This window comes from Geomonas propionica (assembly GCF_016458235.1).
Lineage (GTDB): Bacteria > Desulfobacterota > Desulfuromonadia > Geobacterales > Geobacteraceae > Geomonas > Geomonas propionica.
Map to the genome: position 1 here is coordinate 1 of NZ_JAEMHK010000006.1, position 26,478 is coordinate 26,478.

General features: G+C 64.2%; 25 protein-coding genes. 19 read left to right on the forward strand and 6 right to left on the reverse strand.

Annotated features, from left to right (window positions below):
* Positions 1 to 217: 217 nt before the first annotated feature.
* From JFN90_RS09215 to JFN90_RS09275, 15 genes are all read left to right on the forward strand, one after another.
* Positions 218 to 628 carry a YbjN domain-containing protein gene (locus tag JFN90_RS09215; protein WP_199394825.1) on the forward strand — a complete coding sequence of 137 codons (411 nt, stop codon included), beginning with the start codon at positions 218 to 220 and terminating at the stop codon, positions 626 to 628.
* Positions 629 to 799: 171 nt separating this feature from the next.
* Complete coding sequence (locus tag JFN90_RS09220) at positions 800 to 1,906, forward strand: dipeptide epimerase (protein WP_199394826.1); 1,107 nt, start codon at positions 800 to 802, stop codon at positions 1,904 to 1,906.
* Entirely contained in the window at positions 1,903 to 3,072 is a 1,170-nt protein-coding gene (locus JFN90_RS09225; RefSeq protein WP_199394827.1) for a DUF819 family protein, read from the forward strand. The genes JFN90_RS09220 and JFN90_RS09225 overlap by 4 nt, the downstream gene beginning before the upstream one ends.
* Entirely contained in the window at positions 3,069 to 3,398 is a 330-nt protein-coding gene (locus tag JFN90_RS09230; protein ID WP_199394828.1) for a hypothetical protein, read from the forward strand. Before JFN90_RS09225 ends, JFN90_RS09230 begins: the two co-directional genes overlap by 4 nt.
* A gap of 16 nt (positions 3,399 to 3,414) precedes the next feature.
* The gene (locus JFN90_RS09235; protein WP_199394829.1) at positions 3,415 to 4,074 is read left to right on the forward strand and encodes a hypothetical protein; all 660 of its coding nucleotides are present in this window, start codon (positions 3,415 to 3,417) and stop codon (positions 4,072 to 4,074) included.
* Positions 4,075 to 4,206: a hypothetical protein gene (locus JFN90_RS22390; protein ID WP_268898647.1), complete on the forward strand. Its 132-nt coding sequence runs from the start codon at positions 4,075 to 4,077 to the stop codon at positions 4,204 to 4,206.
* 19 nt (positions 4,207 to 4,225) lie between these two features.
* Positions 4,226 to 4,990 carry a M23 family metallopeptidase gene (locus JFN90_RS09240; RefSeq protein ID WP_199394830.1) on the forward strand — a complete coding sequence of 255 codons (765 nt, stop codon included), beginning with the start codon at positions 4,226 to 4,228 and terminating at the stop codon, positions 4,988 to 4,990.
* 73 nt (positions 4,991 to 5,063) lie between these two features.
* Positions 5,064 to 5,471, forward strand: a complete 408-nt coding sequence (locus tag JFN90_RS09245; protein WP_199394831.1) for a hypothetical protein — start codon at positions 5,064 to 5,066, stop codon at positions 5,469 to 5,471.
* 332 nt (positions 5,472 to 5,803) lie between these two features.
* On the forward strand, positions 5,804 to 5,938 hold the full coding sequence (locus JFN90_RS22395; protein ID WP_268898648.1) for a hypothetical protein: 135 nt from the start codon (positions 5,804 to 5,806) through the stop codon (positions 5,936 to 5,938).
* A 27-nt stretch (positions 5,939 to 5,965) separates the two neighbouring features.
* The gene (locus tag JFN90_RS09250) at positions 5,966 to 7,660 is read left to right on the forward strand and encodes a hypothetical protein (protein ID WP_199394832.1); all 1,695 of its coding nucleotides are present in this window, start codon (positions 5,966 to 5,968) and stop codon (positions 7,658 to 7,660) included.
* 55 nt (positions 7,661 to 7,715) lie between these two features.
* A complete protein-coding gene (locus JFN90_RS09255; RefSeq protein WP_199394833.1) occupies positions 7,716 to 8,375 on the forward strand; it encodes a hypothetical protein in 660 nt (219 codons plus the stop codon).
* Between the two features lie 171 nt (positions 8,376 to 8,546).
* Positions 8,547 to 9,020: a nucleoside 2-deoxyribosyltransferase gene (locus JFN90_RS09260; RefSeq protein ID WP_199394834.1), complete on the forward strand. Its 474-nt coding sequence runs from the start codon at positions 8,547 to 8,549 to the stop codon at positions 9,018 to 9,020.
* 197 nt (positions 9,021 to 9,217) lie between these two features.
* The gene (locus JFN90_RS09265; RefSeq protein ID WP_199394835.1) at positions 9,218 to 10,444 is read left to right on the forward strand and encodes an MFS transporter; all 1,227 of its coding nucleotides are present in this window, start codon (positions 9,218 to 9,220) and stop codon (positions 10,442 to 10,444) included.
* Between the two features lie 25 nt (positions 10,445 to 10,469).
* Positions 10,470 to 10,922, forward strand: a complete 453-nt coding sequence (locus JFN90_RS09270) for a transglutaminase-like domain-containing protein (RefSeq protein ID WP_236018928.1) — start codon at positions 10,470 to 10,472, stop codon at positions 10,920 to 10,922.
* Between the two features lie 170 nt (positions 10,923 to 11,092).
* The gene (locus JFN90_RS09275; protein WP_199394836.1) at positions 11,093 to 11,998 is read left to right on the forward strand and encodes an MBL fold metallo-hydrolase; all 906 of its coding nucleotides are present in this window, start codon (positions 11,093 to 11,095) and stop codon (positions 11,996 to 11,998) included.
* A 137-nt stretch (positions 11,999 to 12,135) separates the two neighbouring features.
* Here the strand turns inward: JFN90_RS09275 and JFN90_RS09280 are convergent, their stop codons facing one another.
* The 3 genes from JFN90_RS09280 to JFN90_RS09290 all read right to left on the reverse strand — a co-directional run bounded on the left by JFN90_RS09280 (position 12,136) and on the right by JFN90_RS09290 (position 18,615).
* Entirely contained in the window at positions 12,136 to 12,294 is a 159-nt protein-coding gene (locus tag JFN90_RS09280) for a hypothetical protein (RefSeq protein ID WP_199394837.1), read from the reverse strand.
* Between the two features lie 106 nt (positions 12,295 to 12,400).
* Positions 12,401 to 16,849 carry a translocation/assembly module TamB domain-containing protein gene (locus JFN90_RS09285; RefSeq protein WP_199394838.1) on the reverse strand — a complete coding sequence of 1,483 codons (4,449 nt, stop codon included), beginning with the start codon at positions 16,847 to 16,849 and terminating at the stop codon, positions 12,401 to 12,403.
* A complete protein-coding gene (locus JFN90_RS09290) occupies positions 16,846 to 18,615 on the reverse strand; it encodes an autotransporter assembly complex protein TamA (protein ID WP_199394839.1) in 1,770 nt (589 codons plus the stop codon). Before JFN90_RS09290 ends, JFN90_RS09285 begins: the two co-directional genes overlap by 4 nt.
* 499 nt (positions 18,616 to 19,114) lie before the next feature.
* Between JFN90_RS09290 and JFN90_RS09295 the strand changes: the two genes are divergently transcribed.
* Together JFN90_RS09295 and JFN90_RS09300 are read left to right on the forward strand one after the other, a co-directional pair.
* A complete protein-coding gene (locus tag JFN90_RS09295) occupies positions 19,115 to 19,627 on the forward strand; it encodes a GNAT family N-acetyltransferase (RefSeq protein ID WP_199394840.1) in 513 nt (170 codons plus the stop codon).
* A complete protein-coding gene (locus tag JFN90_RS09300) occupies positions 19,624 to 20,829 on the forward strand; it encodes a M20 family metallopeptidase (protein WP_199394841.1) in 1,206 nt (401 codons plus the stop codon). The genes JFN90_RS09295 and JFN90_RS09300 overlap by 4 nt, the downstream gene beginning before the upstream one ends.
* 18 nt (positions 20,830 to 20,847) lie before the next feature.
* On the opposite strand, the gene JFN90_RS09305 is transcribed toward JFN90_RS09300, so the two are convergent.
* From JFN90_RS09305 to JFN90_RS09315, 3 genes are read right to left on the reverse strand one after another with little or no spacing between them, the layout of a single operon-like run.
* Positions 20,848 to 21,645: a c(7)-type cytochrome triheme domain-containing protein gene (locus tag JFN90_RS09305; protein ID WP_236018929.1), complete on the reverse strand. Its 798-nt coding sequence runs from the start codon at positions 21,643 to 21,645 to the stop codon at positions 20,848 to 20,850.
* A gap of 60 nt (positions 21,646 to 21,705) precedes the next feature.
* Positions 21,706 to 22,008 carry a hypothetical protein gene (locus tag JFN90_RS09310; RefSeq protein WP_199394843.1) on the reverse strand — a complete coding sequence of 101 codons (303 nt, stop codon included), beginning with the start codon at positions 22,006 to 22,008 and terminating at the stop codon, positions 21,706 to 21,708.
* 9 nt (positions 22,009 to 22,017) lie between these two features.
* Positions 22,018 to 22,812 carry a c(7)-type cytochrome triheme domain-containing protein gene (locus tag JFN90_RS09315; RefSeq protein WP_199394844.1) on the reverse strand — a complete coding sequence of 265 codons (795 nt, stop codon included), beginning with the start codon at positions 22,810 to 22,812 and terminating at the stop codon, positions 22,018 to 22,020.
* Between the two features lie 249 nt (positions 22,813 to 23,061).
* Here JFN90_RS09315 and JFN90_RS09320 point away from each other — a divergent pair, with 249 nt between their 5' ends.
* Both JFN90_RS09320 and JFN90_RS09325 read left to right on the forward strand, forming a co-directional pair.
* A complete protein-coding gene (locus JFN90_RS09320; RefSeq protein ID WP_328755466.1) occupies positions 23,062 to 24,303 on the forward strand; it encodes an exo-beta-N-acetylmuramidase NamZ family protein in 1,242 nt (413 codons plus the stop codon).
* 413 nt (positions 24,304 to 24,716) lie between these two features.
* Positions 24,717 to 26,411, forward strand: coding sequence for a methyl-accepting chemotaxis protein (locus JFN90_RS09325; RefSeq protein ID WP_199394846.1), 1,695 nt, complete (start codon positions 24,717 to 24,719; stop codon positions 26,409 to 26,411).
* The last annotated feature ends 67 nt before the right edge of the window (positions 26,412 to 26,478 follow it).

Genomic DNA, 26,478 nt, shown 5'->3' on the forward strand with positions numbered 1-26,478 from the left:
TTGCGATTCGATCTCATGACACACCCTCCTGGTCCGTTAGGATATATGGTGTGTCCTCAAAAGTGAAGATAGCTCAGCCGCCGTCACACACCCCGCTCCAAAGCCGCTTCCCATCGCCCCTAAGCTCTCTTTTACCGGCTCTTTTTAATTTACATCACATAAATATTCACATATATTTCCCGCCAACGACCGAACTGCGGCATTGCGGAGGGAAGATATGGCACAGAACGCGATTGCGTTTGAGGAATACTTGAGGGGGCAGGCAATTACCCTCGAGAAGAACACGCACGAGGACAACACCCTGTACGTGATTCACGAGAACCTCGAAGAAGTGGGGCCGGTTTCTCTCATGGCCCTGTTCAATGACAGCGACAGGTATGTTACTCTTATATGCTACAAGTATTTCGCCTTCCCGCCGGAGAAGAAACCGGTGCTGCTGGAGATGATCAACACGCTCAATGCCGAATACACCATGGTCAAGTTCGTCGAAACAGGGAACGCCGTCTCTGTCCAGGTGGTGGTTCCTTTCCATGACAACTTCTCCAGTGAAGTGATCGTCGACATGATCTCGCTCATCTTCCGCGCCATCAAGGAAGAGCACCCGCGCATAGTGAAGGCTATCCAGTAATCACGAGTTGCCCCACCGGTCTCCCCCCTCCGGGGGAAGAAGTTATGCGGGGGCAGCCTTCGTCGTCAATTGGCAATTATCCGTTGTCAATTGCCTTGCTTGTCCTGTTTTTATGTTCCGCAATACCACGAGCTTCGATAGGAAAGCGATCGCCCCCGGAGGAACATTGATATGGAGAAGGTCTCCTTTGTAATAGACGATGCGCTGGCTTCGATCGTTCGGGCGCCGCTGGTGACGCCGTTTCGCATCTCCACCGGCCAGCACGACGAGCTGGAAAACGTCTTCATCCGGCTGCACGCCAGCGACGGCGCCTGCGGTTTCGGCGAGGCGGCGGTCGCGACCCACATAACCGGCGAAACCGTGCCAGAGACTCTGGAGAACCTGCAAAGCGCCGCCTCGGCGTTGCGCGGACGCAGGATCAGCGACCCGGCCGCGGTCTGCCGCGAGTTCGCGCCCGCCTTCGCCGGCAACCACGCGGCGCTGGCGGCGCTGGAGATGGCGCTGCTCGACCTTTCCGCCCGGGTCCAGGGGATCCCGTTCTACCGCTTGTTCACCCCGGTCGCCCCCATGCCGCAGCTCTCCTTCAAAACCGACATCACCATCGTGATCGGGTCGGTGGCGGAGGCCCGGGCCACGGCGCAGCAGTTCGCGGAGCGGGGTTTCAGCTCCTTCAAGATCAAGATAGGCAGGGACGAGGAAGAGGACCTGCAACGTATCCTCGTGGTGCGGGAGATGGCGCCGGGATGCGAGCTCATTCTCGACGCCAACATGGGCTTCAACGCCCAGCGCATGCTCGCCTTTCTGGACCGGCTCGACGCCCACGGGGCGCGCCCCGTCCTTTTGGAGCAGCCGGTCCCGAAGCAGGACTGGGAGGGACTTAGCGAGATCACCCGGGCCCTCGACGGCAGCGGCACCTTGGTCTGCGCCGACGAAAGCGTCGGCTCCCTCGCCGCCGCCAGGCGTGCCGTCGAGACCAACGCGGTCTCCGCCATCAACATCAAGTTCATGAAAAGCGGCATCCTCGAGGGGGCGGAGATCGCCCGGCTCGCCGCCGCCAACGGTAAAAAGCTCATGCTGGGGGCCATGATGGAGAGCGCCCTGGCCATCACCGCCTCGGCCCACTTCGCCGCGGCCCTTGGCTGCTTCGACTTCATCGACCTCGACACCACCTTCTTCCTGAAGGGTGAGCTGTCCCGTTCCCCCTACCTGGATGACAGCGGCAGGTTCGACCTCACCGGCGCCGGGAGCGGCATCGGCGTGGTGCCCGAGTTGCCATGATTAGCCACCCGGTGCTCATCGTCGCCACGCTCCTTGGCATCGAGGCCCTGGTGCTGTGGCTGTCGCGCCACGAGCGCACCGCGCGCTATTTCGACCTGCTGCCGGCGGTGTTCTGGATCTATTTCATCCCCATGCTGGCGGCGACCTTCGGCGTCATCGCCACCGAGAGCCCGGTCTACGGCCTGATCAGGACCTGGCTCTTGCCGGCGAGCCTGGTGCTGTTGCTGCTGCCGGTTGATGTCCGGGCCATCCTGAGGCTGGGGTCGACGGCGCTGGCCATGTTCTTCATCGGTGCCGCCGGCATCATCGTGGGGGCGGCGGTCTCCTTCGCCCTGTTCCGCCCGGTGATCGGGTCCCAGTTCTGGTCCGGCTTCGGCGCCCTGTCCGGGTCATGGACCGGGGGGAGCGCCAACATGATCGCGGTGAAGGAGGCGCTCGCCATTCCCGACGCGGTCTTCGCCCCCATGGTGATCGTGGACACCGTGGTCCCCTACCTCTGGATGGGATTCATGATCGCCATCGTCGGGCTGCAGCCGGCCTTCGACCGCTGGAACCGCTCCGAGCGCGGAGTGCTGGAGCACCTCGGGGAACAGGCGGTGCAGCACCTGGCCAGCAAGGGAGGGCGCAGGACCCTGGGGGGCATCGCCGCCTGCCTCGCCATCGCCCTGGCCGGGGGCGTGCTGTCGCACCTCGCCGCGGGGCAACTGCCCCAGATCCAGGACGTGATCACGCGCTACACCTGGACCATCATGATCGTCACCGTGCTGGGGATATTGCTCTCCTTCTCGCCGGTCCGTAAACTGGAGCAGGCCGGTGCCGCGCGCACCGGGTACGACCTGCTCTACTTCGTGCTCACCGCCATCGGCGCCAAGGCCTCGGTCGCCAGCATAGGCTCCGCCCTGGTGCTCATCGCCGCAGGACTTTTGATCGTCGTCATCCACGCCCTGTTCATGCTGGTGGGGGCGCGGCTTTTGAAGGCGCCCATGTTCCTGGTGGCGGCCGCGAGCCAGGCCAACGTGGGCGGGGTCGCCTCGGCGCCGGTCGTGGCCGAGGTTTACCATCCAGGCCTTGCTTCGGTCGGGCTGTTGCTGGCGATCCTCGGCAACATCGTGGGCACCTGGCTCGGCATCCTGGCGGCGCAGCTTTGCCGGCTGTTCGCGTCATGACGAGCTTGCGTCGCCTGAAGCTGTTGCTTTGCGTGGCGGAACTCGCCTGCGCCGCGGCGTCGCTCACTGCCGCCTGGCAGGCAAAGGCCACCGCCGAAACGAGCGGGCTCGACGACCTGGAACGGTTCGCGTTCTGGAACAGCATCGTCGGGCTCACCCTGGTGCTGTTCTTCCTGCTCTGGGTAGCGGCGGTACTGATCGCGCTCTTCACCAGGCAGCGGGGAGAGTTCGCCAGCGCCGGACAGTACTGGAAATACCTGGTTCCCGACGTGCTGTGCCCGCCTTTTCTCCTTGCCGCGGGATGGCTCGTCTTCGCGCTCCAGTAAGCACATGAGGTGCGACATGCACATGGTCAAGCTTTTACTCGCGGTATTTTCCCTGCTCCTTCTGACGACCACAGCGTCCCACGCCATGTGGCCGGTCTACCACGAACCCGCCTTCGACGGCCGGGTGCTGGACTTCGAGACCAAGCAGCCGGTCGAGGGGGCGGTGGTGCTCGCCATCTACAACAAGAGGTCGATGGGCGCCGGAGCGGGGCAGTCTTCCACGGTGATCAACATCAAGGAGGCCCTCACCGACAAGGAAGGGAACTTCCACATCCCCTCGTACACCACCATCCTGGCGCAGCCTTTCACCCGACAGGACCGCACCGGTTTCCTGATCTACAAGCCCGGCTACGCCAGCGTTCAGCTCCCCCTCAAGAACCATTTCACCGCCAAGACCGCTGCCGAACGCGAGCTCTCCCCGTGGTACGACCCGGTCTTGAGCGGCAAGTACAAGATCAGGCTGCGCGGCGCTGGCGTCGTCGAGCTGCCGAGGCTTGCCACCAAGGACGAGAGGCTGAGGAACCTGCCGGCGCTGCCGGACCAGTTGGGGAACCTGGGCAAGCAAAAGAACCTGACCAGGCTGATCAACGAAGAGAAGAAGGAGCTGGGTGAACCGGCGCTCGATCCCTACAAGGTGCGCCAGAACCTGCTGGCCCCGGTGAAGGGTCAAAAGTAGATGAGGCTTCCCTGCGCCCTCGCGGCGCTGATCCTGGCGGCCTCGCTGTGCCCGCTCCGGGCCGGCGCCCAGTTTGCCGGCCTGAAATACACCATCGACTTCAACACCCAGACCATCACCTGGATTCCCTGACCGGCAGCACGGACCACCAATGACCCCACTTCTCTTCTGCAGGCACCTGGCCGTCCTCTGCATCGCCCTGCTGCTCCTCGCCCCCGCCCCGGAGGCGCGGGGAGCCGACACGGTTAGGCTGCGCGCCCTGGCCCTGGACTTCAACGCGCTCAACACGCAGATCCGCGACAACCGGGTGGGCAAAGGCGAGGCCAAGGCACGCTTCACCGAGCTGATCCAGGCCTTGTCGCGGGAATACCGCGCGGCGGGAGGCGTGGACTACCCGGTGGAGAGCTGGTGCTTCCCGCTCAAGGGATACGGCTACCGCGCCATCGGAGGGGTTCGCGGCAACGGCTTCCAGTTGGGGGGCTACGACTACTTCGCCGGCAACAGGCACACCGGCCACCCCTCACATGACATCTTCATCCACGACCAGAAACAGACCGGCCTCGACCAAGCCACCGGCAAACCGGTGCAGGTGCTCTCCATGAGCGGCGGGGTAGTGGTCGCCCTCGAAAAGGAGTGGCAGCCCGGCAGCCGCCTGCGCGGCGGGAAATACCTCTGGATCCTCGACCCCGCCACGCAATCGCTGGTCTATTACGCGCATAACCGCGCGCTGCTCGTTGAGGTGGGCGACCTGGTGCGCCCGGGCGACGTCATCGCCGAGGTGGGCCGAACCGGCCTCAACGCCTACCAGAGAAGATCGCCCACCCACCTGCACCTGACCCTGCTGTCGGTCGCCGGCGGCCTCCCCGTCCCCAGCAACCCTTACCGGACACTGTTAACAACGAAGTTGACTGACTGATTCTTTCTCTGGCGCTTTTTAAAGAGTATCGGTTACAATATTCATCGTCATAGCGCACAGAGGAGGTGGCGGGATGATCTCAGCACTTGCGGCATACAAGGCGATGATACTGGAGTCTGTCGACAGCAAGGAATCGGTCAAAGAGAAGCGCTCCGTCGCAGCCGCCTCTGTGCCTGTCGGCGTCGACGAACAAACCGCTGCCGATCTGGTCAACATATCCGCCTCCCAGGACGTCTTCAGCGCGGTGGACAGCTTTTTCAACCTGGGCGCGTCCAACCGCTTCGATGCCTTTCATAAACTCGCCCCGCAGGACAAAGAACAGTTCGTACAGATCGTGGCAGATCTCGCCAAGGCGGGCTACATGGGGTACGAAGAACTGGTGGTAAACCACAAAGTCGAGCGGCATGACCTGGAGAACAAGATCGGCGACCAGCGCATCCGCGGCGCCAGGGTCTACGACAGCAGCCACGAATCAAAGTGATGATCCCGGACGCACTCCCGGCCCCGAACCGCACGCCCCTCGATTGAGGTACCAGCACCAGCCCGGTGCCCGCCCCTCCCCCTCCCACAGTCAGTCCTGCTTTCCCATCGTCACACCACACAGCCTCAAGTAAGTCATCTTTCTCTCAACGCAACGCCCTTCCTGTTCTAAAAATTCACTCTCTGTTCAGCTGTTGCACAAAAAAATCTCCATACACTAAAGACTTCCCTTTGCTTTTCGATGAGTTGGCATTGGCATGCAAGCTGCTCTAAGGCGGTATTGCGTAATTTGAACTATTGGTTCACCAACGGTTAGCACAAGAGGAGGTAGCTATGAAGAAGGTTGTGACATTGGCGGTGGCAACAATGACGGTGTTGGCCCTTTCCCTGGCGGGGTGCGGCGGAGGCGGCGCGCAGCAAAATCCGGGTGGCGGTGCGAAGGGCACCATCCAGGGCAGCGCCAAATAGCAAAGGCCGAGAAAAGGAGATCACACCATGCAAAAGCTTTCCCAGTCCTTACTGACCGCCGCCACCCTGCTCAGCTTCGGAGTCGGCACCTCTTTCGCCCTCACAGCCAACAGCAGCTACACCATCAGCACCAGCAAGCTGAAAAGCGACGGCACGCTGGCCAGCATTGAAACCAAACCCGCCGTCACCGATGCGGACGGCAAGCTGACCTTCACCCTGACCACCCTTCCCACCAACGCCGAGGTCAACTTCATTGCCTTCACCATAAAGAACGGCGCCGGTACCGTGGTGCGCCAGGGTGTCGCCCCCGCGCCTCCCGACGGCGACGTGAATCAGCTCGGCATCAACGACCTGGCCACGGTCCAGGCCGCAACCTTCCTGAAGGCAGCCGAACTGGCCGGCACCGACGACCCCATTCTGGCCGCCTACCTCCTGGTGCTGCTGCGTTCCCCTGACCTCCAGGCGGACGACGTCCTGAAACTGGCGGCCCTGGGGCAGGGCGCCATCAGGGGCAACGGCGGCTTCGAGTCATACCTGCTCAACAACGGCGTCTCCCAGCAGAAACTGACCGCGCTGAAGGGGTGCCTGGTCTACAACCCCGACAGCACCAAGGCCACGCTGCGAGACTTCACCAAGGGTTACTACACCGCGGTGCAAAGCGGCAGCAGCGCCACTGAAACGAGCGAGACCCAGAAGGCGGGCGGTCTCATGGCCGACGTGTTCATGAACGCTGCTGCCTGCGCCGACGTCGAGCTCGGACAGATCACCAACGCCCACGAGGCGGCGGGCGCGGCAGCCGAGGCTACCGGTCTCATGAGCGGCCCGGGGGCGCTGTCCGCCAACCTCATGGCCTCCATCGACCAGTCCATGTCGGCCTTCAACCGCAAAATCAGCATGGTGCAGATGGTCACCGACTACACCAACGCCCTCAATACGCTGCAGGCCAACGGCAGCCAGGTCTCCACCTTCGTCACGGCGGCGCAGGCCATGGCGGTGGCGACCGCGAACGTGGACGCGGTGTACGGCGAGTTCTTCCGTGATCCGGCCGCGTACCTGGCCGCCCATCCGGGCAGCGACGCCCAAACGGTACAGCAGGCGATCAACACCATCTTCCAAAACGCCTGGACCACCTTCCAGAACGCCATCGCCTCCAGCAACGGCGACATCACCGCGCTGAAGGCCTCGATCATGGCCGCCTTCCCCGGCATTATGCTGCCCCCCGACTTCGGAACCAACTACATCGACCAGCAGACCCAGGTCAACTGGCCGATCCAACAGGTGGTCATGGTGAACTGGATGCTGAACCTGATCCAGGGCGGCGGCAGCATCAGCTACACCCGGGACACCACCCCGATTCCACCCATGATGCAGCAATGGCTCGGCTCCTGCTCCAACACCCAGTACTGGGACCAGCAAAGCTGCACCGGTCACGGCGGCACCTGGACCTCGCAGCGCAGCAGCTTCGACACCCCGTCCACCGCCTTCAACGCCTACCTCGCCATCCAGCAGGACGTGAACATCGTGGACATGGCCAGGAACTCCATCTGGGACAACAACAACCAGCCGACCCAGGAGCAGCGGATGCAGGCGGCTTCCAACTTCATGACACGCCTGGGCACCATCGAGGGTAAGATCATCGCCACCAAGTCCGGCGGCGCCTCGGCAAGTACCGCAGAGAAGAAGGCGATCATCAAGCTGATGCTGCAGCCTAACGCCAACTAGGGATGCGTCGCCCTTGCCTTCCCGCGGGGGGCAGGGGCGCCACTCGGGTACGAGAATGAAATCAACACCTTTGCTCATATCGGCACTGCTGCACCTGGCACTCGGCGCAGCCATCTGGTGCTACGGCGAGGCAAAGCCGGCGGTCAGGCCGCCCGTTCTCTACGTCGACCTGGCGAGCTTCGCTCCCCCCGCCCCGCAGGAGGCCCCGGCAGCGCGGATAGAACCGCCCGTTGTTCCGGCCGCGCCGCAACAAGAGGCGACCGAAACTGCCGAGGTGCCGCCGGAACCTGCCCAGGTCGCGGCCGCAGAGAGTGCCTCCGCAGAGGTACAGCCGCAGCAGGCGCAAGTCGCGCCGGAAATAAGCCGCGCCTTCGCCGGGGCCTGGCACCAGCAGGAGATGATGTACAACACGCGCCGCTACCTCCAGGTGGCGGGCCTCGCCATGCGCCAGGTGCTGGAAGGAAAACTTGCCGCCGCGGAGCGCGAGCGGCTGGCCGGTGCCACGGTCCGGATCACCGCGAGCTACGACACCGATGCCCCTCCCGCCTTTTCGGTGCAGACGGAGAGCGAGGAACTGAAGTCCCTTCTGATAAAGGACTCCGGTGCCTGGTCGCGGGTTCCCTCCCCCGGCGAATGCAGGGTGCCGTACAAGAAAGTAGCCTTCCTGGTCAGCCTGGAGCGCGGAGCGATCCAGGTGGGGCTCGCGCCGCAGTAAAGAGCGCGGCAGTAACGTCCTCCTCCGGCGCCGGCAACGGCGTCGGAATTTGGCCCCCGGTTGCCTTGCCGGGGGCCCTTTTTCATTTACTTCCCCCACGTCTGGACCTATATTCTCCCTACCCATATCCCCCGAAGTCACGCCGGTGCTGCCGCGCGGACGGAGATTGCCATGACCGACAAACGAGTGACCGTGTACCTCGCCTCCCCCCTGGGCTTCAGCCGCGAAAACAACCCGTACCGCGAACGGATCAAGGAGCGCCTGAGCCGCCTGGGCTGCAGCGTCTTCGACCCCTGGGAACAGAAAGAGGTGGCGCAGCGGATCGAGCAGGCCATGTCCGTCGATGATGGGGCGGAGCGGGCACGCGCCATCCAGGAGGCGGCGCGCTTCACGGGCGCGGTCAACGCGCGGGGACTCAAGGGGAGCGACCTGGTGCTGGCGGTCCTGGACGGGACCGAGCCCGACAGCGGCACGGTGTCAGAACTGGGCTACGGCGCCGGGATCGGTAAAAGGTGCTACGGCCTGCGCACCGACTTCAGGGACTGCGGCGACTTTCCCGGCGTGCCGCTCAACCTGCAGGTGCTCCATTTCATCGAGGCGAGCGGCGGCCGGCTGTTCAGGAAGATCGAAGAGATCGTGTTTTGACGGCTCTATACGGCCCTCTCCCAAAGGGAGAGGGTGCCCGAAGGGCGGGTGAGGGCTCCGCCCGCTGCTGTCATGTTGCCCTTGGCAACGCCCTCACCCTAGCCCTCTCCCAAAGGGAGAGGGGATTTCGAACAACCTCCTGCCTAGTCAGTTTTAATATTGACAGCGCCCATCGTTGCGGCTAGCTTGGCGTGACCATGAGCGACACCGGCCACGACAGCAACCTTACCCGACAGTTCCGCCCACCCAACCACCGCCAGAGCGTGCAGGTGCTGACCTGCTGCGTCATCGGCTTCATCTGTTTCCTCGGGGCCTACATGCGCATCCCGGTGCTGCCTCTTCTGGCCAGCAGCATCGGCGCCGGCACCGCGCAGATCGGGCTCATCAACGCCGCCTTCATGCTTTCCGCCGGCATCCTCGCCGTCCCGTCCGGGCTCCTCTCGGACCGGATCGGCATCAGGCCGGTCCTCATCTCCGGCCTCGCCCTGATGAGCTGCGCTTCGCTGCTGATTCCCTTCTGCTACACGCCGCTTTTCCTAGGCGCCGTTTATCTCATCTTCGGCATGGGACTCTCCGCCTTCACCCCCACCATGATGTCCTCGGTGGCCCGCGTGGTGCCCCGCTCCCACGTCGGTCGCGCCTACAGCTGGTACACCACCGCCGTCTACCTCGCCATGACCTTCGGCCCCGCCTCCGGCGGCTGGTTCGGCAAGGCGCTGGGGATCCGCGAAGTGTTCTTCGTCTCGGGAGGCCTGATCGTGGCGGCCCTGGTGGCCGTCGTCTGCTTCCTGCCGCGCACCGAGGAAGAGCCCCACGACGAGCACGCCGAGGAGCTTCCCACCGGCATCCTCTCCAACCGGCGGCTCATGGCGGCGCTGGTGGGGACGCTCGGGGGGTGCTTCGGTTTCGGCATGTTCATCTCCTTTCTCCCCCTGCATGCCCGCGCCCTCGGCCTCAACGTGGGGCAGATCGGCATCATCTTCGCGGCGCAGGCCCTGGTCAACGTGCTCCTGCGCATCCCGTTCGGCCACCTGAGCGACCGGGTCGACCGCGGCCTCATGTCCGGCATCGGCCTCGTGCTCTGCGCACACGCCGTGGGCGCCGCGGGGCTTGCCCACGGCATGGTGTCGCTCCTCATCTGCGCCTGCGTCCTCGGGGCCGGCATGGGGATCGGCTTCACCGCCCTGAGCGCCCTGGTGGTGGTCGTGATGCCTCCCCGGCAGCGGGGTCTCGGACTGGGGCTGTACAACAGCTGTATCTACCTCGGCATGATGTTAAGTTCTGCAACCATGGGCATGGTCATCAAGGCCGCAGACTTCGCCACCGGCTTTTTCAGCGCCGGCGCCGTCACTTTTATACTGGCAGTACTTTTCTCTTATCTATACCGTGATACCATGTTGAGTCTGTCAAGGAAGGATCAGTAACCGCTACAGACAGGAAGGGTGGAGCATGGAACAGTACCTGGAAGCGACGGAGTATATCGACTGGCGACATCGGACCGTACTGGAAAAGGCGCAGAGCCTGTCCGCCGGCGAACACAACCAGACGGTAATCGCACGACGCTGCTTCGAGTTTGTCCGCGACCAGATCAAGCACAGCTGGGACTACCAGATCGGCCCGGTGACCTGCCGCGCCTCCGATGTGCTCGAGCACGGCACCGGCTACTGCTATGCCAAGAGCCATCTGCTGGCCGCCCTGCTGCGCGCCAACGGCATCCCTGCCGGACTGTGCTACCAGCGCCTCTCCCTGCACGACGGCGGCCCGCCCTACTGTCTGCACGGGCTGAACGCCGTCTGGCTGCCGGACCACGGCTGGTACCGGGTCGACCCGCGCGGCAATAAACCCGGCATCGCCGCCCAGTTCGCCCCCCCCCGACGAGCGCCTTGCCTTCTCGATCAGTGAGCGGCTGGAAGCCGACCTTCCCGAGATCTGGCCCGAGCCGCTGCCGCTGGTGGTCCGTACGCTTAGCACGCACCAGACGATCACGGAGGTATACCAGAACCTGCCCGACATCGAACTCGTCGGCGCTTTCAGTTCCGAGACCATCACCTTCTGAAAAAAAGGAGAACGAGATGAAACGCCCCGCCGTAATGACCGCACTCGTCCTGGCTTTCACGCTGCTGCTGGCCCAGGCCGCCTGCGCCGAACTCACCAAGCTCGCCGACAACGTCTACTCCTACGTGGGGAGCAAAGACGCCTCGCCGGGACACAGCTTCGCAGCCAACGCCGGTATCGTCATAGGCAAAGACGGGGTGCTGGTGGTCGACACCCTGATCTCCGCCAAGGAAGGGAAGCGCTTCCTGGCCGACATCCGCAAGGTCACCGACAAGCCGATCAGGTACGTGGTGAACACCCACACCCACCTGGACCACGCGCTGGGCAACTGCGTGTTCTCCAAACTGGGCGCGACCGTCATCTCCCACGAGGCCGACCGCAACTACCTTGCGGCCAACGGCGCCGGGCTCTTGCAGCGTGCGGCGAACTACGGCTTGAAGCCCGAGGATATGGCCGGAACCGAGATAGCTGTCCCCACCCTCGCCTTCAGCAACGAGATGCTGATCGACCTCGGCGGCGAGCAAGTGCGCCTGATCCGCACCGCTCCCTCCCACACCGCGGGAAGCCTGGTGGTCTACCTCCCCGCAGAAAAGATACTCTTCGCCGGCGACATCCTCTTCACCGACTTCCATCCCTTCCTGGCCGACGGCGACTTCGGCGGTTGGATACGGAGCATAGATTCCCTGCTGGCGATGGACGTGGACAAGGTCGTCCCCGGTCACGGTCCCCTTTCCGGCAAGAAGGACCTGCAGGATATGAAGGAATACATCCAGCTCTTCGACCAGAAGGCGACCGAGTTGGCGGCGAAGGGTGGCGACGCCGACGCTATCAGCGCCGAACTGCTGAAGACGCTCCCGAAGCGCAACATGGCGGAATGGATGGTGAACTACAACGTGAAGAGCCGCTACCTCGCCAAGAAGTAGCGACGGTTTCGCAGAATTAAAGCGCTAAGGGGTGGCCACAAGTGGCCGCCTCTTTTCTGTTGCAGTCTGCTGGTCTGCTGTCACGCTCCACACTGGAATCTCCCGAAAGGACGTGGCGCCCCAATGATGTTTGGGTGTCAGATCTTCGAGTAGTGATCTACACTCCCGCTTTCTACCCACTCTTCCTCGTCCCACTTCGTTTGCACGAAATCTTCATCTAAGAGGTTGTCATCCCCCTGCTCGGCCATCAGGCGAAACTTTTCCTCCCACCCTTCCCGGGCTCTCACTATCTTCATTGCTGTCTTCACAAGCTCCCTCCACTCGGCCTGCAAACTCTAACCTACACCGAGATATGTGATCAAGAGTTATCGCATCATAGGCTTTCATGGCACATAGCTGTCGTTACCTGAACTCCAGCTTGTAGTATACGTCGACGCCGGACTCGGAGCCGCTCTGGGTCTCGATCTGCATGCGCTTGAAGATGTCGTAGCGCACCCGGAACAGGTTTTGGCCGGTGATCAGGGACCGACCGTAGCTGAGGTAGAGTTCCGGGGTCAGGTACTTGCCGACCGAGAAGACCGACTCGCCGGCGGTGGGGGTCTTGGCGGAAATGGCGCCGGTCGGGGTGGTGGCGATCTCCTTGTACCCCATCCGGCCGGTGCTCGAGGTATCGACCTGCTCCAGTCCCAGCGTGCTCAGGCCGAGCCGGTCCTTGATCTGGTCCTGCAACGACTCGGACTTGCCGAAGGAGAAGAGGCCGGCGGCCGCGGTGGCCAGCGCTCCACCCTGCTCGTTGCTGCTCCCCATCGGGTGCCCGAGCACCATGTAGGCGAGTATGTCCACCTCGGGCATGGTCGGCTCGGAGTAGAGCTTCACCACCGGCGCGTTCAGGAATCCACCCACGGTCACCCCGGCCTTCACGTCCCCCACCGTGCGCAGGGCAAGGACGTCGAGGGTGGGACGGGTCACCGGGTCGTTGACGTAATAGATCCGCCCACGCACGATCTCCAGGTTCATGCCGTAGGCGCGGTAGCGACCCTTGATCACCTTGATCTCTCCGGAACTCTCGATCTTGTCGATCCCGTTCAAGACCAGTTCCATGCTGCCGCCGAGCTGGGCGTCGATGCCGGACGCCTCCACCTGCACCTTATCCCCGAGCACCACCTTCACCCTCCCATCAACGAGCAGCGGGATGGCGGCCTCCTTGCTTTTCGGGGGAGCACCCTCGAAAACCACATCTTCGCTGGGCGCGACCACGTGCTGCGCGGGAGAGCCGGAGATCAGCATTTCCGGGATGCCGATATCGCCGTTGATGGTGGCCTTTTTGGCGTCGCCGGTGATGGTGAGTTGAGGCGAGGTGTACATGGTGAGTTCGGGCAGGTACACGGTCTGGAAACGCTGGCCGCTCAGGGTGCCCTTGTAATCCTGCACCTGCCACCCCTTGAGCCGCATGAGCAGGTTGCCGACCAGTTCACCGCCGCCGGAGAGGGCGCGGAGCCGTTCAATGCGCATCTCGTCGTGTTCCAGGCGCGCCAGGAGTTCCACGCCGGTAAGGGTGATCCCGGCGCTCGGGAGATAGGCGCCGGCATCGGCGAGCTGCAGGGTCCCGTTCACGGTGGGAGCGCCCCAGGTCCCTCCCGCCTTTAGATCGACGCTGAGCGTGCCGCGGGTTTCCTGCACCAGGCCAGGGAAAAAGGTGTTGAGGAAACCATGCTCCTGCAGCGTCCCCGATAAGCTCCCCTGCACCGTGCCGTTCGGGTTGGGAGTCACCGGCAGCCGGGCCGGGATGGGGAGGATGAAGTCCCCCTTGGCTTGGCCGTAGTCCGCGAGGGAAAGATCGAGGTTGCCGCTCAGGCTCTCGCCGCGCCAGGCGAAGTTGAGCAGAGCCGACCGGATCGCGGCGCTCGCCTCACCGGCATTTCCCTGCCACCGGGCGCTCCCCTGTGAGAAGCCCGCCTCCCCCGCCATCTCCAGCCGCTTGCCGGGGAGGAGCCTCCCCTTGGCGCTGCCGTGCAGTTCCCCCTCGATGTTGACCGTCCCGGGAAGCCACGGGCGCAGCAGGGCGGGCTTGATGTCACTCCACTGAACGCTGAAGTCCCCGGTCCCGGGAAGGGTGGTTCCGGCGGGAGCATCGGAGTCGAGAGCCGCGCGCAGGCTGCCGCCGGTGTCGAGCCAGAGGTCGGCGGCGGCGCGGGTCCCTTTGCGGTCGGCGTCGACGCGCAGGGTGAACTGGCTGCCGATCACCTTTTCGCCCTGGGAGCGGTAGGCGCCGGTGGCATCGGCGCTGCCGTGCAGCACCAGCTCGCCGCCCGCTTTCCCGGTGTAATGCCGCTCGAAGGCGACCTCGGCCCGTTCGATGGAGGCATCAAATTCGTCCCCCTTGGCGCGCCAGAGGACCCGCCCCCCTGCGAGGGCCGTGTGGCCGCTTAGATCCATGCGCCGTCCCGGTTGCAGCCGCCCCTTCATCTCCCCTGCGAGCCTCCCCTCCAGGGTGAGGTCGGGTGACAAGTACGGTCGCAGCAGCGCCAGGTCCAAGCCGGACCAGTTTAAGGTGAGGTCGCCGCGTCTGGGGATGGCGAGGGCGGCAGGCTGATCGGAATGGAAGGTGAGGTTGGCGCTGCCTTCTCCATTTTCCAAGGCAAGCTCGGCGGCGGCGTTCACGCCCCCCTCCCAGCCCTGCAGCGTAGCCTGGAACCGCTCCACTCCCAACCGTTTGCCGTCGGTGACCACCGCCCCGCTCGCCTCGGCGCGGGCCGTGACAGTAGCGCGCCCCCCGGGGGCAAGGCGCAGGTCGAAACTGCCGGAGGAAGCGCCGGAGAGATCCCCCTTGGGGAGCCAGACGTCGGCCCGGGCCAGGTTGAGCCCGCTCCAGCTGCCCCGGAAGGCGCCCGACCGGTCGCGGTTTAGGTTCCCGGCCAGTTCCAGCCGCTCGCCGGGGGCGCCGTCGATGACCAGCGGCGTGGTGCTGAAACGCCCCTGCCCGATGACGAGTCGCGCCGGTGCGGCGAGTGCGAAAGGCCCCACGCCATCGTTGCCCGAGAAGCGGGAGAGTTCTCCGCGCCAGACGCCGTCGGCGTAACCGCCCGAGGCGCGGAGATGGACCTGGGCGACGTTCGAAGTGAGCTGCGCCTCGAGGGTGTGCCGCTTCGAGGTGCCGGAGAGCGCGAAGGAGGCGGCATCCACCGCGAGCTCACCGGCCCGTACCGCGTTCGCCGTTCCGCGCAGGTGGACCGGGTAATCCTTTCCCTCCCCGAGGCTCGCCTGCAGATCGACGGCGCCGGCGCTAACGCCGCCCACTGCCAGGTCACGCCCCTTGGCGGCGGCCGCTCCGGACAGCATGCCATCGCGCCAGCGCAGCCACCCGTCGGCGACGACGGCGCCGGCGCTCCCCGGCACCAATCCGGAGAGATCGGTCACGTCGGCCGTGAAATTGAAGCGGCGGTCGGGCTCGCCGCTGCCGCGCAAGCGGAACCCTTTTCCCGCCAGCACCAGGCGCTGCACCGCGAGCTCAGCGCCCGCGAAGCTCCCTTCCAGCTCGCCGGTCAGGTCGTGCCCCTTCAGCCTGCTCTCAAGAAGCCGCGCCTGCACGCTCCCCCGTACCGGCCCATGGTCCTGTTGCCCCACCACGCCGTTGAGATCGAGGTTCACCACCCCTTTCCACTCCGCGGCGAGGGCTTCCGGATCGAGCCCCCGACCCGAGAGTTTCCCGCTCACCCGCCAGCCGCTGCTCCAGTCCACGTCGAGCGCGCCGCGCACGCTCCCCTTGAGCCACTTGCCGGAGAGCGGGTCCAGGCGTACCCCTTTCTTGTCGCCACGGTAGCGCGCCGCGAGCCCCATGCTCTCCCAGCCCGGCCCGCGGTTGGTGAGGTCGAGGGTACCGAGGTAGCGGGACGGGCTCCCGGAGAAGGTGAGATCCCCGTTCAGGAGGGCGGGATGATCGAGTTCCCGCTCCAGGTCGAGGTGGTCGGCGTGGAGGGCCAGCGCGAAGAGCGGTTCGTCTTTAGTGAGAGTCATGCTGCCGTTGCCGGTGAGGACCCCCCGGCGGTCGGGGCGCAGCAAGCGGAAGCCTCTGAAGTTGAAGCCGGTTCGGGTGACGCCGAGTTCGCTGGTGAGCTCCAGGCGCCGGTGGCCGCGGCGGTTCCCGGTAACGGCGATGGGACCCGCCAGTTGCTCGGGCTCCCGCCCCGGCTCAAGCCGCGCCTGCACGATGACGGCGTCCAGGTCGGCCACCGGCCGCGACGGGGCGAGGCGCAGGTCGAGGCGCAGCGAGGGGCGCCTCAGCCCGGCCGTCAGTTCCACCGAGGCGCTACCACGGGCCTCCGAGACACTCCCTCCGGAAACGGTGAGGATGCCGTCGCGCAGGGTCAGCCCGGCCGCCGCTTCGCTCAACAGGAAGGGCTCCCCCTGGAAGTGGCGGTAGCTCATCCCCTTCAGGCTAAAATGCTCCACCCGCGCTTCCAGGCCCCGCAGCTTTTCGCTCACCTGCGGCCAGCTGAGTTCCGGGGCCTTGGCGACCAGCGGGGTATCGTCCTGAATGCGTAGCGCGGTAAGGGTGAGGTCGTGTACCAGGAGCTTGCCGTGCAAAAGGCGCACGGGTTCCCAGGCGAGGTCCAGGCGCTCCAGTTGCAGCACCATCTTGGGGCGGTCGAGCCGCACCCCGGTGAGCCGCAGCCGGTCCCAAAGGCGCCCCTCAACCTGCCGCACCGACACCTTGCCTCCGGAAAGCCCCCCGAGAGTGGTCACGGCGAAACGGGCGCCCGAGCTGGTGTCCAGCAGCCAGAACAGCCCGGCAGCCGGGACGACCACCAGGCCCAGCAGGGGGATCCCTATGTAGAGCGCAAGCCGCTTCAAAATTCAAACCCCACGGTGAAATGGATGCGGATGGGCGGTGAGTTTGGTGCGAGCGGATGGGCCAGGTACAGGTTGAGCCCCCCCACCGGGGTGTAATAGTGGGCGCCCACCCCCACCCCCTGCTTCAGGTCGACATTGCCGAAGTCGTTGAAGGCGTTGCCGATGTCGTCGAAAATCGAGACACCCCAGTTCTTGAACAGGGCCCGCTCAAGTTCCAGGCTCCCCACCAGCAGGTGTTTCCCCCCCACCACCCTGCCGGCCGCGTCCCGGGGGCCGAGGCTCTGATAGGCGTAGCCGCGCACGCTCTGGTCGCCGCCGGCGAAGAAGCGGATCGAGGGGGGAAGGTCCGCGAGGGGGTCGGTCAGGATGCTGTACCCCGTGTTGGCGCGGGCGTGGAAGGTCAGGCGCCCGGGGATGGGGATCAGGACGCTGGCGTTGCCAATGCCCTGGACCAGGCCGGTATCCGAGCCGAAGTACTGGTGGGCACCGCGCAGGTCGAGGGAAACGCGGTAGCCGCTGGTCGGCCGCACCAGGTCGTTGAAGCGGTCCTTGGAGAAGCGGAAACCGGGCAGCACCAGCCGGGACTGGGAGTTGACGTTGGCCACCTTGTAATTCTCCTGCTGGATCTTCAGGTAGGGGGTGGCGACCTCGCCGCGTCCCAGGCCGAAGTTGCGGTCGATTTCCACGGCCGCCAGCCGGCTTTGATAGGTGGAAACGGTCTCGCGCTGCAGGTTCAGCTGGATCGAGGTCGAGCTTCTCAGGTCGCTCGCGCTGGGCATGGTGTAGCGCCCGGCGAAGCCCTGCAGGCGCTCAGCTATGTAGAGGCTCGTGTCGAGATCGTTCCCCCCGTGGTCCAGGTTCAGGTCACGGTAGTGCACCGAAAACCTGCCGCCGGTATCGGTACCGTAGCCAAGGCCCGGCCGCAGGGTGCGTCGGGGCGCGGCGGTGAGCCGGACCAGCACCGGGACCTTGTGCTCCTTCGCCTCCTCACGCTGCGGCGTCACCACCACCTGCCGGAAGCGCTCCGAGTTGGCGAAGTTGAGCTGGGTCTCCCCGAGCTTGGCGTAAGAGAAGGGCTCCCCCTCCTTGAAGGCGATGAACCGTTTCAGGAAAACGTCCGGGTATTCCGCCCCCCCCTCGATGTGGGTACCGTCGAAGTAGTAGCGCCCCCCGGTATCGAGGGTGAGGTGGATGCGGGCGGTGGCGAGGTCGGGTGAAATGCGGATCTCGTGGCGGGGAAAATCGGCATCAAGGAAGCCCAGGGCCTGGGCCTGCGCCTGCAGCGTGCCCTTGGCCCGCTCGTAGCTCGGCTGCAGTAGCACCTGCCCCGCGGCGAGCGGAAAGGCGTCGGCCTGGCGGCGCAGTTCCTTCTGCTGCGCCCCTTCCCCTGCGAGCTTCAGGTCGACCTCCACCACGCGCACCGGCTCGCCAGGGTCGACCACCACCTCCACCAGGGTCTTGCCCCCCTTCCCCTGCCGCACCGTGGCGGCCGCCTTGGCGCGGTAGAAGCCGTACGGCTGCAGGGCCACCCGCGCCTTTTCCGGCGCCTGCCTCGCGAAGCGCTCCAGCCAGAGCCGGTCCACCTTGCCGTCGCGCACGAGGCCATGCGGCAACTCCAGCGCCCGGCGCACGTTGTCCTGTGCGTCCCCCTCGATGCCGGAAACGGCGACCTCGACCGGCTCGGCGGCCAGCACCGGCGCGGCAAGACAGACGAGCCAGGTGAGGCTCAGTGCGATACGGAGGTATGTGGCAATAGATCGGGGCATGCGGCTCCAAGCAGATGGCGTCCCCTCCGGGTCCCGGGCTCCACGCGCGGCAGAAGAAGTGGAGTAAGATGGGACGGGACTAACCTTTCCAGGCTGCGAATCCATGTAGTTTACCATGCCGGGGAGCGATGTTCTCCTTTCCCATTCAATATCCGGCAGGCAGAGCGGAGCCGCCAGTCAAAACCATGACAGGACGTTTTTTTTCTATGAGCATTGCGCCACGGATCGGGCTGGGTCAGCGTCACAACGCTTCAAAATTCCCTCTCACACGTCACGCAAGCCCCCTCGATATGAGCACCGAGATAATGTAGAAAATCTTTATTCTTTGCGCCTTTGCGGCTCCGCGTCTTTGCGTTGAAGGTTCTCATTGCACCTACCATGTACCGTTTCCTTCGCGACTTTTACCATGTCAGTCCAGACCACGGCTGTCCCAGTCTTACGCCTCCCAACTCTGTTATAATGTCAGCAGCAGCCAAATAAGCCGTTCACGAGGTAGGTCATGCCGCAAAACGACCCGCACGAGGAGGAGGCCCCCCGCATCCGGCAGATGATCATCGAGGACCTGCCGGAGGTGTTTCACATCGGGGAAGAGGTCTTCACCGCCGAATATTCACAAAGCCTCTACCGCACCTGGGACGAATACGAGATCACCACGCTGTTCAACTCCGACAACGAACTGTGCATCGTGGCCGAGCACGAGGACCGCATCCTCGGCTTCGCCCTGGGGACCACGGTGAAGAAGCATCACTCGCCCTGGAAGTACGGCTACCTCGTCTGGCTCGGGGTGCGCCGCGAGTTGCAGAAGCTGCAGGTCGGCGCCCGGCTCTTCAAGGAATTGAAAAGGCGCTTCAAGGAACAGGGGGTACGCATGATCATCATCGACACCTCGGCCGACAACGAGCCCGCCATCCGATTCTTTAAGAAGCACGGTTTCGACAACGTGCAGGAGCACCTCTACATGACGCTCAACCTCTCCAAGCGGCATAAGAAGAAGGCGGTGAAAAAGCCATGAACAGCCGACTCGAAGAGGTCATGGCCGCCATCGATCCGGTCCGGCTCAAGAGGACCCTCGCCGACCTGCTCGACATCTACTCCCCCTCGGGGAAGGAGGAGGACATCCAGCTCTACCTGGAGGACCTCCTCTCCGGCGCCGGGTTTACGGTCGAGCGCCAGGAGGTCGAGGAGGAGCGCTACAACCTGCGCGTGACCATGGGAGAGGACGAACCGAGGCTTTACCTGGTGGGGCACGTGGACACGGTCCCCGCCTGGGACCTCGAGGAGTTCGGGGCGCGGGAGGAGGGAGACCTGATCCGGGGGCTGGGAAGCGCGGACATGAAAGGTGGGTGCGCGGCCATGCTGGAGACCTGGTTCGCCCTGGCGCAGGCCCTGAAACCGGCGCGCCGCCCGAGCGTGGGGCTTCTTTTGGTGGTGGGTGAGGAGGAGAACGGCGATGGCAGCGCCGCTTTTTTGCAGGACAACCGGGCACCCTGGGCCGTCATCGGAGAGCCCACCAGCCTCTCCGCCTGCTTCGCGCACTACGGCTATCTGGAGGCGGGGTTCGTCACCCGGGGGGTGCGCAGCCACTCCTCCCTGCCGGAACTGGGGCACAACGCCGTCGAGTCCATGCTGCGCGTGCTGCTGCACCTGGGCAAGGACGCCCTGTTCAAGCGGGGCGAGTCGGAGATCGTGTATTCGATCAGGGAGATGCGTTCCTCCCAGAAGGGGTTCGTGGTGCCGGACCGCTGCGAGGCATGGATCGACCTGCACCTCCCGCCGGAGCGCGACCCCGACTCCGTGGAGCAGGCCATCCGCCGCGTCACCGCCGGGGCGGGGCAGTTCATACCGGGGCTCGACCTCTCGGTCGCCTTCGACTTCGCCTCCCCCGGGTACAACCTGGGTACCGACAACCAGCTGGCCCGCATCCTGGAGCAGACCTACCAGCGCCTCGGCCTCACCTTGAAGTTCGAGGCCTTCCGGTCGCACTCCGACGGCAACCTCTTCCATGCCGCGGGGTGCCGGCCGCTCATCCTGGGCCCGGGCGCGCTGGAGATCTCGCACACCCCCGAAGAGCATGTCAGTTTTCCGGAAGTGCTGGCGGCGGCGCGGATCTACGCGGCGCTTTGCCTGGGCATGGACCAGTACGCCGGGCTCACGCTGGACCGCAGGGGTTCGCTGAACTGCTTCGATCGGCAGGCGAGTTGGGTGGGGTGCTAAGCGGAAGAGGGGATCGGTTTACATGCTGAAGTTGCTGTTCATCCCCTTGTGGCAGCGCTTGCAGTCGTTCATGGGGAAGGCGACCAGCATGTGACAGGCGCCGCAAAAGTTACCGTAGATGTTGGTATCCATGGTGAAGGCGGCGGTCGACTTCACCTTGATGTTGAAGATGTCGGGGTGGCAGCTTGAGCAGTCCAGCTCGGCGAAATGCTCCTCGTGCGAGAAACTCACATCGCTTCTGGGCGAGGCGGTGCCCAGCTTGAGCGGCTTCTTCAGCTTTTCAGGGAAGGGAATCGTGATCTCGGTGTTGATGGAGTTGGTGGGGCGGATGCTCCCGTCACGGTAGGCCGCGGCCCAATCGATGCCGTTGCCGAAGCTCGCCATCGGCAACCCCTCGGCGAATTCCTCGAAACGCTTATCGAGCTCCTTGGTGTTCTCCATGTGGCAGCGGTGGCACTGGCGGTCGGCATTCTGTACGCCGAAGGCGACTGTGCCGTTGTGGCAGACACCGCAGAATTTCCCCTTGGTATAGAGGGCGCGGGTGATCCCGGTATCGCCCCGCTTCATCCCGAAGTTAAGCTCCAGGTGGCAGACCCGGCAGGTGTAGTTTTTGCGGTGCGCCCAGTGCGGGAACACCACCGGCGCCATACCCGCCTGCTTGGCGCGCGTGCGCATGGTGACGTTGCCGAACTTGGCGAAGGGGCCGTTGGGCGGGATGGTCTTGAGCACCGCCGCCAGCTCGCTGCGATCCATGGCGGACCCGCCGGAACTGACGAGGAGCACCAGGGCACAGACCGACACAGCACGCAACAGCATTCTCATCCCCTTCCGCAACACCCCCGACTTCATCCTAGCACTCCCCTCATCCCGGCTGGTCTACTTGGCCGGGCTGCTCTGCTTGTACTCCAGCATGTACGCGTACAGGTTCCGGCACAGCGAAAGCCGTTTCAGATATACCTTGCGCACCGATTCTTCCTGGGTCTCGATCACTTTCTGCAACGCGTCGCACTTGGCCAAGAGGTCGCGCAGCTCCTGCACCGACATGGTCATGGCCTGGTTGCTCTTGGAGCAGGTCTCGTCGAAGGTCGCCTGCCAGGCCTCCTCCGCCCAAAGCGGCTGCGCCAGGGCCAGCGCCAGCAGCGTCGCCGCGATCACGCCTTTCACGTTAAGCAAACTCATGGCTCTCCCCTACGCCGGCTTGGAATGGCAGCGCTTGCAGTCGCTCTGCGGGAAGGCCACCTTGTCGTGGCAGACGCCGCAGTACTTGCCGTCGAAAAGATCAATCATGGAGTACTTGGTGGCCCCCTTCTTGACCCCTACGAAGATGTCCGGGTGGCAGACCTCGCAGCCGTTCCAGACCGTGTGCTTGGCGTGGGAAAAGATGATGTCCGGCATCCCTTCCACCTTCCCCTTGAGGGCGAAGTCCTTTTGCACCTTCATGGAGCTCTTCTTGAAGGAGACCCCCTCCAGGGAGTCGATCAGCTTGATCTGGCCGGTCTCCTCGGCCTTTTCCCAGTTGATGCCGTTGCCGAAGGTTTCGCGCGGCATCTTCTCCTGTAAACGGTAGAAGGCCTCTTCCTTGACCGGGTCCTTCTCCAGGGCGTGGCACTTGACGCAGCGCTTGTACTCCTCCCTGGTGTAGCTGGTGGCGCAGGCGTCGAAGATCTTGACCTTGTTGATGGTGGAGGTGCCGTTATGGCAGACGCCGCAGAAAAAGCGCTTGCTGTTGTCGGCGGCGCGGATCTGGGTAGAATTAGCGCTCATGCCGAAGCCGATGTCGACATGGCAAAGGCGGCAGGTGTAGTTCTTGCGGTGCACCCAGTGGTCAAAGACGACGGGCGGCATCCCGGCCTGCTGGGAGTAGTTGCTGATGGTCACGCTCCCGAAGTCCTGCGGCAGCGGCTTCTTCTTCTTGGTCCCGGCTCCCCAGAGCACACCGGCACCGCAGAAAAGAATCAGACCCACCAGAATAAGTCTCTTCATAGCACTCCCTCCCGGTCATCCCTGACAGCTGGGAAGACATGATTATCATCAGTAAATGTGAATAATCTATTTCAATTGCTTCAGTATGACAAGTTTATTTTTATTGTCTACTGATGAAAAACGACACACTATCAAGCCGGCCACAGCCCCTGGGTGTGACACAACTCACCAAAAAGCCGCATGGGGCTTGCCTTGGCGGAAACTTGTGGGGTAAGCTCCACCATCATCTCAACCAGAAGGCGGTACACCGTGTTTCGAGTTTCACCCTCCGTTGTCGCACTATCCCTGATGCTGTTACTGTTGTTGCCCGGCTTTTCCCGTGCCGAGATCGTCAAAACCGGCGCCGAGGTCCTGAGCGAGCAGGGGTTCCTGCCGCTGCAGGGAAAACGATTCGCCCTGATCACCAACCAGTCCGCCATGGTGGGGGAAACCCTCCTCCTGGCGCTGATGGAGCAAAAGGGGGTGAAGCCGGCCGTCATTTTCTCCCCCGAGCATGGCCTCAAGGGTAACGCCGAGGACGGCGTCAAGCTTGCCGACGACAACCAGGCCCCGATTCCCGTGAAGAGCCTCTACGGCGCCGGCAAGAAACCGCGCCCGGACGACCTCAAGGGAATCGACCTGATGGTGTTCGACATCCAGGACGCCGGGGCGCGCTTTTACACCTACATCTCCACCATGGGACTGGCCATGCAGGCGGCGGCCCAGGCAGGGATCCCGTTCCTCGTGCTGGACCGTCCCAACCCGCTGGGGGGGGACTACGTGGCCGGGTTCGTGAGGGAGAAGATCCCGGGGAGCTTCACCTCGCTCTACCCGATCCCGCTGGCCCACGGGCTGACGGTAGGGGAGCTGGCGGTGATGATCAAGGGGGAGGCGATGCTCCCCGACCTGGACAAGCTGGACCTGCACGTGGTGCGCATGCAAGGGTGGCAGCGTGACATGCGCTGGCAGGACACCGGCCTGCGCTGGGTGGCGACCAGCCCGAACCTCGCCCTGATCGACTCGGTGCTGCTTTACCCGGGCACCGGCCTTTTGGAGGGGACCAGCGCCTCCGAGGGGCGCGGCAGCACGAGGCCCTTCCAGATCGCGGGATGGCCCGGCATCGACGCCAATGCGCTCGCCCTGCGCCTGAACGCAGAGCAACTCCCGGGACTGCATTTCGATCCGCTGCAGTTCACCCCGGTCCGGATCCCGGGCGTCTCCAGCGCCCCCAAGTACCGCGACCGCGTAGTGGCCGGAGTGAGCATCGAGATCACCGACTACCGCAAGGTGGCGCCGGTACAGACCGGGGTTGCGCTTCTGGCCGCGCTGCAGGCGGTGCTCCCCGAGAAGAGCCGTCCCCTGTTGTTCCACGGCGGCATCGACGACATGGCGGGCTCGCCCGAACTGCGCAAGGGGCTGCAAGCCGGCGAAAACGCCGCGGCTATCGAGGCGCGCTGGACCCCCGGGGTGAAGCGCTTCCTGGAGCAGCGCAAACCCTACCTCCTCTACTGACCCATCCCCAGCCCCCCCCGGCCCGCACCAAAAAAGAAGGGGTACCCTCTCAGGTACCCCCGGTGCAACTCTCATCGGTATCGGCCGCTAAAAAATGCACCGATCACATGGCAGAAGGGAACAGCGTTGCCTGCGGCGCCGTTCTGGCACAGGTCCGGCCCTAGCCCGGACTGCGCACTTCTGTGCCCTGGCATCCCTTCCATGTCAACGCTGTCACCTTTATCGCCACGGTTGGGCTCGACTTGAGCCTTTTCTTCTCGGAGCGCGCTCTCTTAACCGTCCTCCACCAATGACACTGCGGCAACAACGTGCGGTCATGCAGGCAAAAACTCCTCAATTTATCGATGAATGCGCCGATACGGAACGGTGAAGGAATGAGCAAGGCGACGACGCCTTTGGATGAGGGAAAATACATGAAACCAAAAAACAGGTTGTCCTTTCAAGTGAAGATTCTCCTGTTGGTGCTGGTGAGCTGCTGTGTCCTGGGAGCCCCCACCGGTCTGACAGTCGGTAAGCAGTTCTATGACCTCACCACAAGGTTCAACGAGTCCTACCGCGAATCCCTCTATGCCAACTCCGACCTGTTGGCCAAAGCCGAGGTACAGACCGCGGCCAGCCTGCTGCAGGAGATCAGCGACCGGCAGCAAAAAGGCGAGATCACCATTGATGAGGCGAAGAAGCAGGGTGCCGACCTGCTCCGCGGGCTCAAGTTCGGCAAAGACGGCTACTTCTGGGCCGACACCTCCGATGGTACCAATGTGGTCCTGCTGGGGAAACCGGCCGAAGGTAAGAACCGCATGAACCTCCAGGACGCCAAGGGGAAATACCTGATCCGGGAGATCATCAAGAATGGGAAGGAGTCGGGCGGCGGTTTCACCGACTACCACTTCCCGCGGCCCGGGAGCGACACCCCGGTCACCAAGCGCGGCTACTCCCTCTACTTCGCCCCCTTCGACTGGGTCATCGGTACCGGTTCCTACGTGGATGACCTGGATGCCCAGGTGCAGAAGGCCGCCGACGCCAACAAGCAGTTGATCCTCAAGAACGTGTACCTGGTGATAGCGCTCACCGCGGTGATCCTGGCAGCCATCTGCCTCGCGGCGGTACTGGTAGTGCGCAGGCTGATCGCCCACATCGGCACCGAACCGGAAGAGTTGGAGGAGATCGCACAGCAGGTGGCGGCGGGAGACCTTACCGTGCGGTTGGAGACCGGGAGGACCGGTATCTACGAGGCGATGCGGCGCATGGTCGAGGGACTGCGCGAGGTGATGGAAAAGGTGAACCGCAGCGCACTGGACGTTGCCGCCGCGGCCGGGGAGTTGAACGCCAACGCGCGCTGCATGGCTGACGACGCCGGCGCCGTGGTGAACCAGGCCGAGACGGTAGCGGTCGCCAGCGAGGAGATGACCTGCACCAGCAACGACATTTCCCGGAACTGCCACCTGGCTGCCGGCAGCTCAGGGCAAGCCAGCAGTTCGGCGCAAAGTGGTGCCGCCATCGTCAAAGAAACCGTTCAGGGCATGAACAGGATTGCCGACCACGTGCGCAATTCCGCCAGCGTCGTCGAGCAGTTGGGGACCCGCAGCGACCAGATCGGGGAGATCGTGGCCACTATCGAGGACATCGCCGACCAGACCAACCTGTTGGCGCTGAACGCAGCCATCGAGGCGGCGCGCGCCGGGGAGCAGGGGCGCGGCTTCGCCGTGGTCGCGGACGAGGTCCGTGCCCTGGCCGAGCGCACCACCAGGGCGACCCGCGAAATCGGCACCATGATCAAGAACATCCAGCAGGAGACCAAGCTCGCGGTGCGCGCCATGGAAGAAGGGGTCGAGGAAGTGACCCGCGGCACCGGTGAGGCGGCCCGCTCCGGCGAGGCACTGGAGGACATCCTGGCCCAGATCAACAAGGTGACCGGCCAGATCAACCAGATCGTGACCGCGGCCGAGGAGCAGACCGCCACCACCCAGGAGATCACCAACAACATCCACCAGATCTCGGGCACCGTGCAGCAAAGCGCCCGGGGATCGCAGGAGATCTCCGCAGCTTCGGAGCGGCTCTCGTCCCTTTCCGGCGAGATGCAGGAGATGGTGCAGAAGTTCAGACTGTAACCGACCAGGGGACTGGCTCCGCCAGGTGCCGGTCCCCTTCCCCACGGGGCTTCCCCAGCAAAAGGGG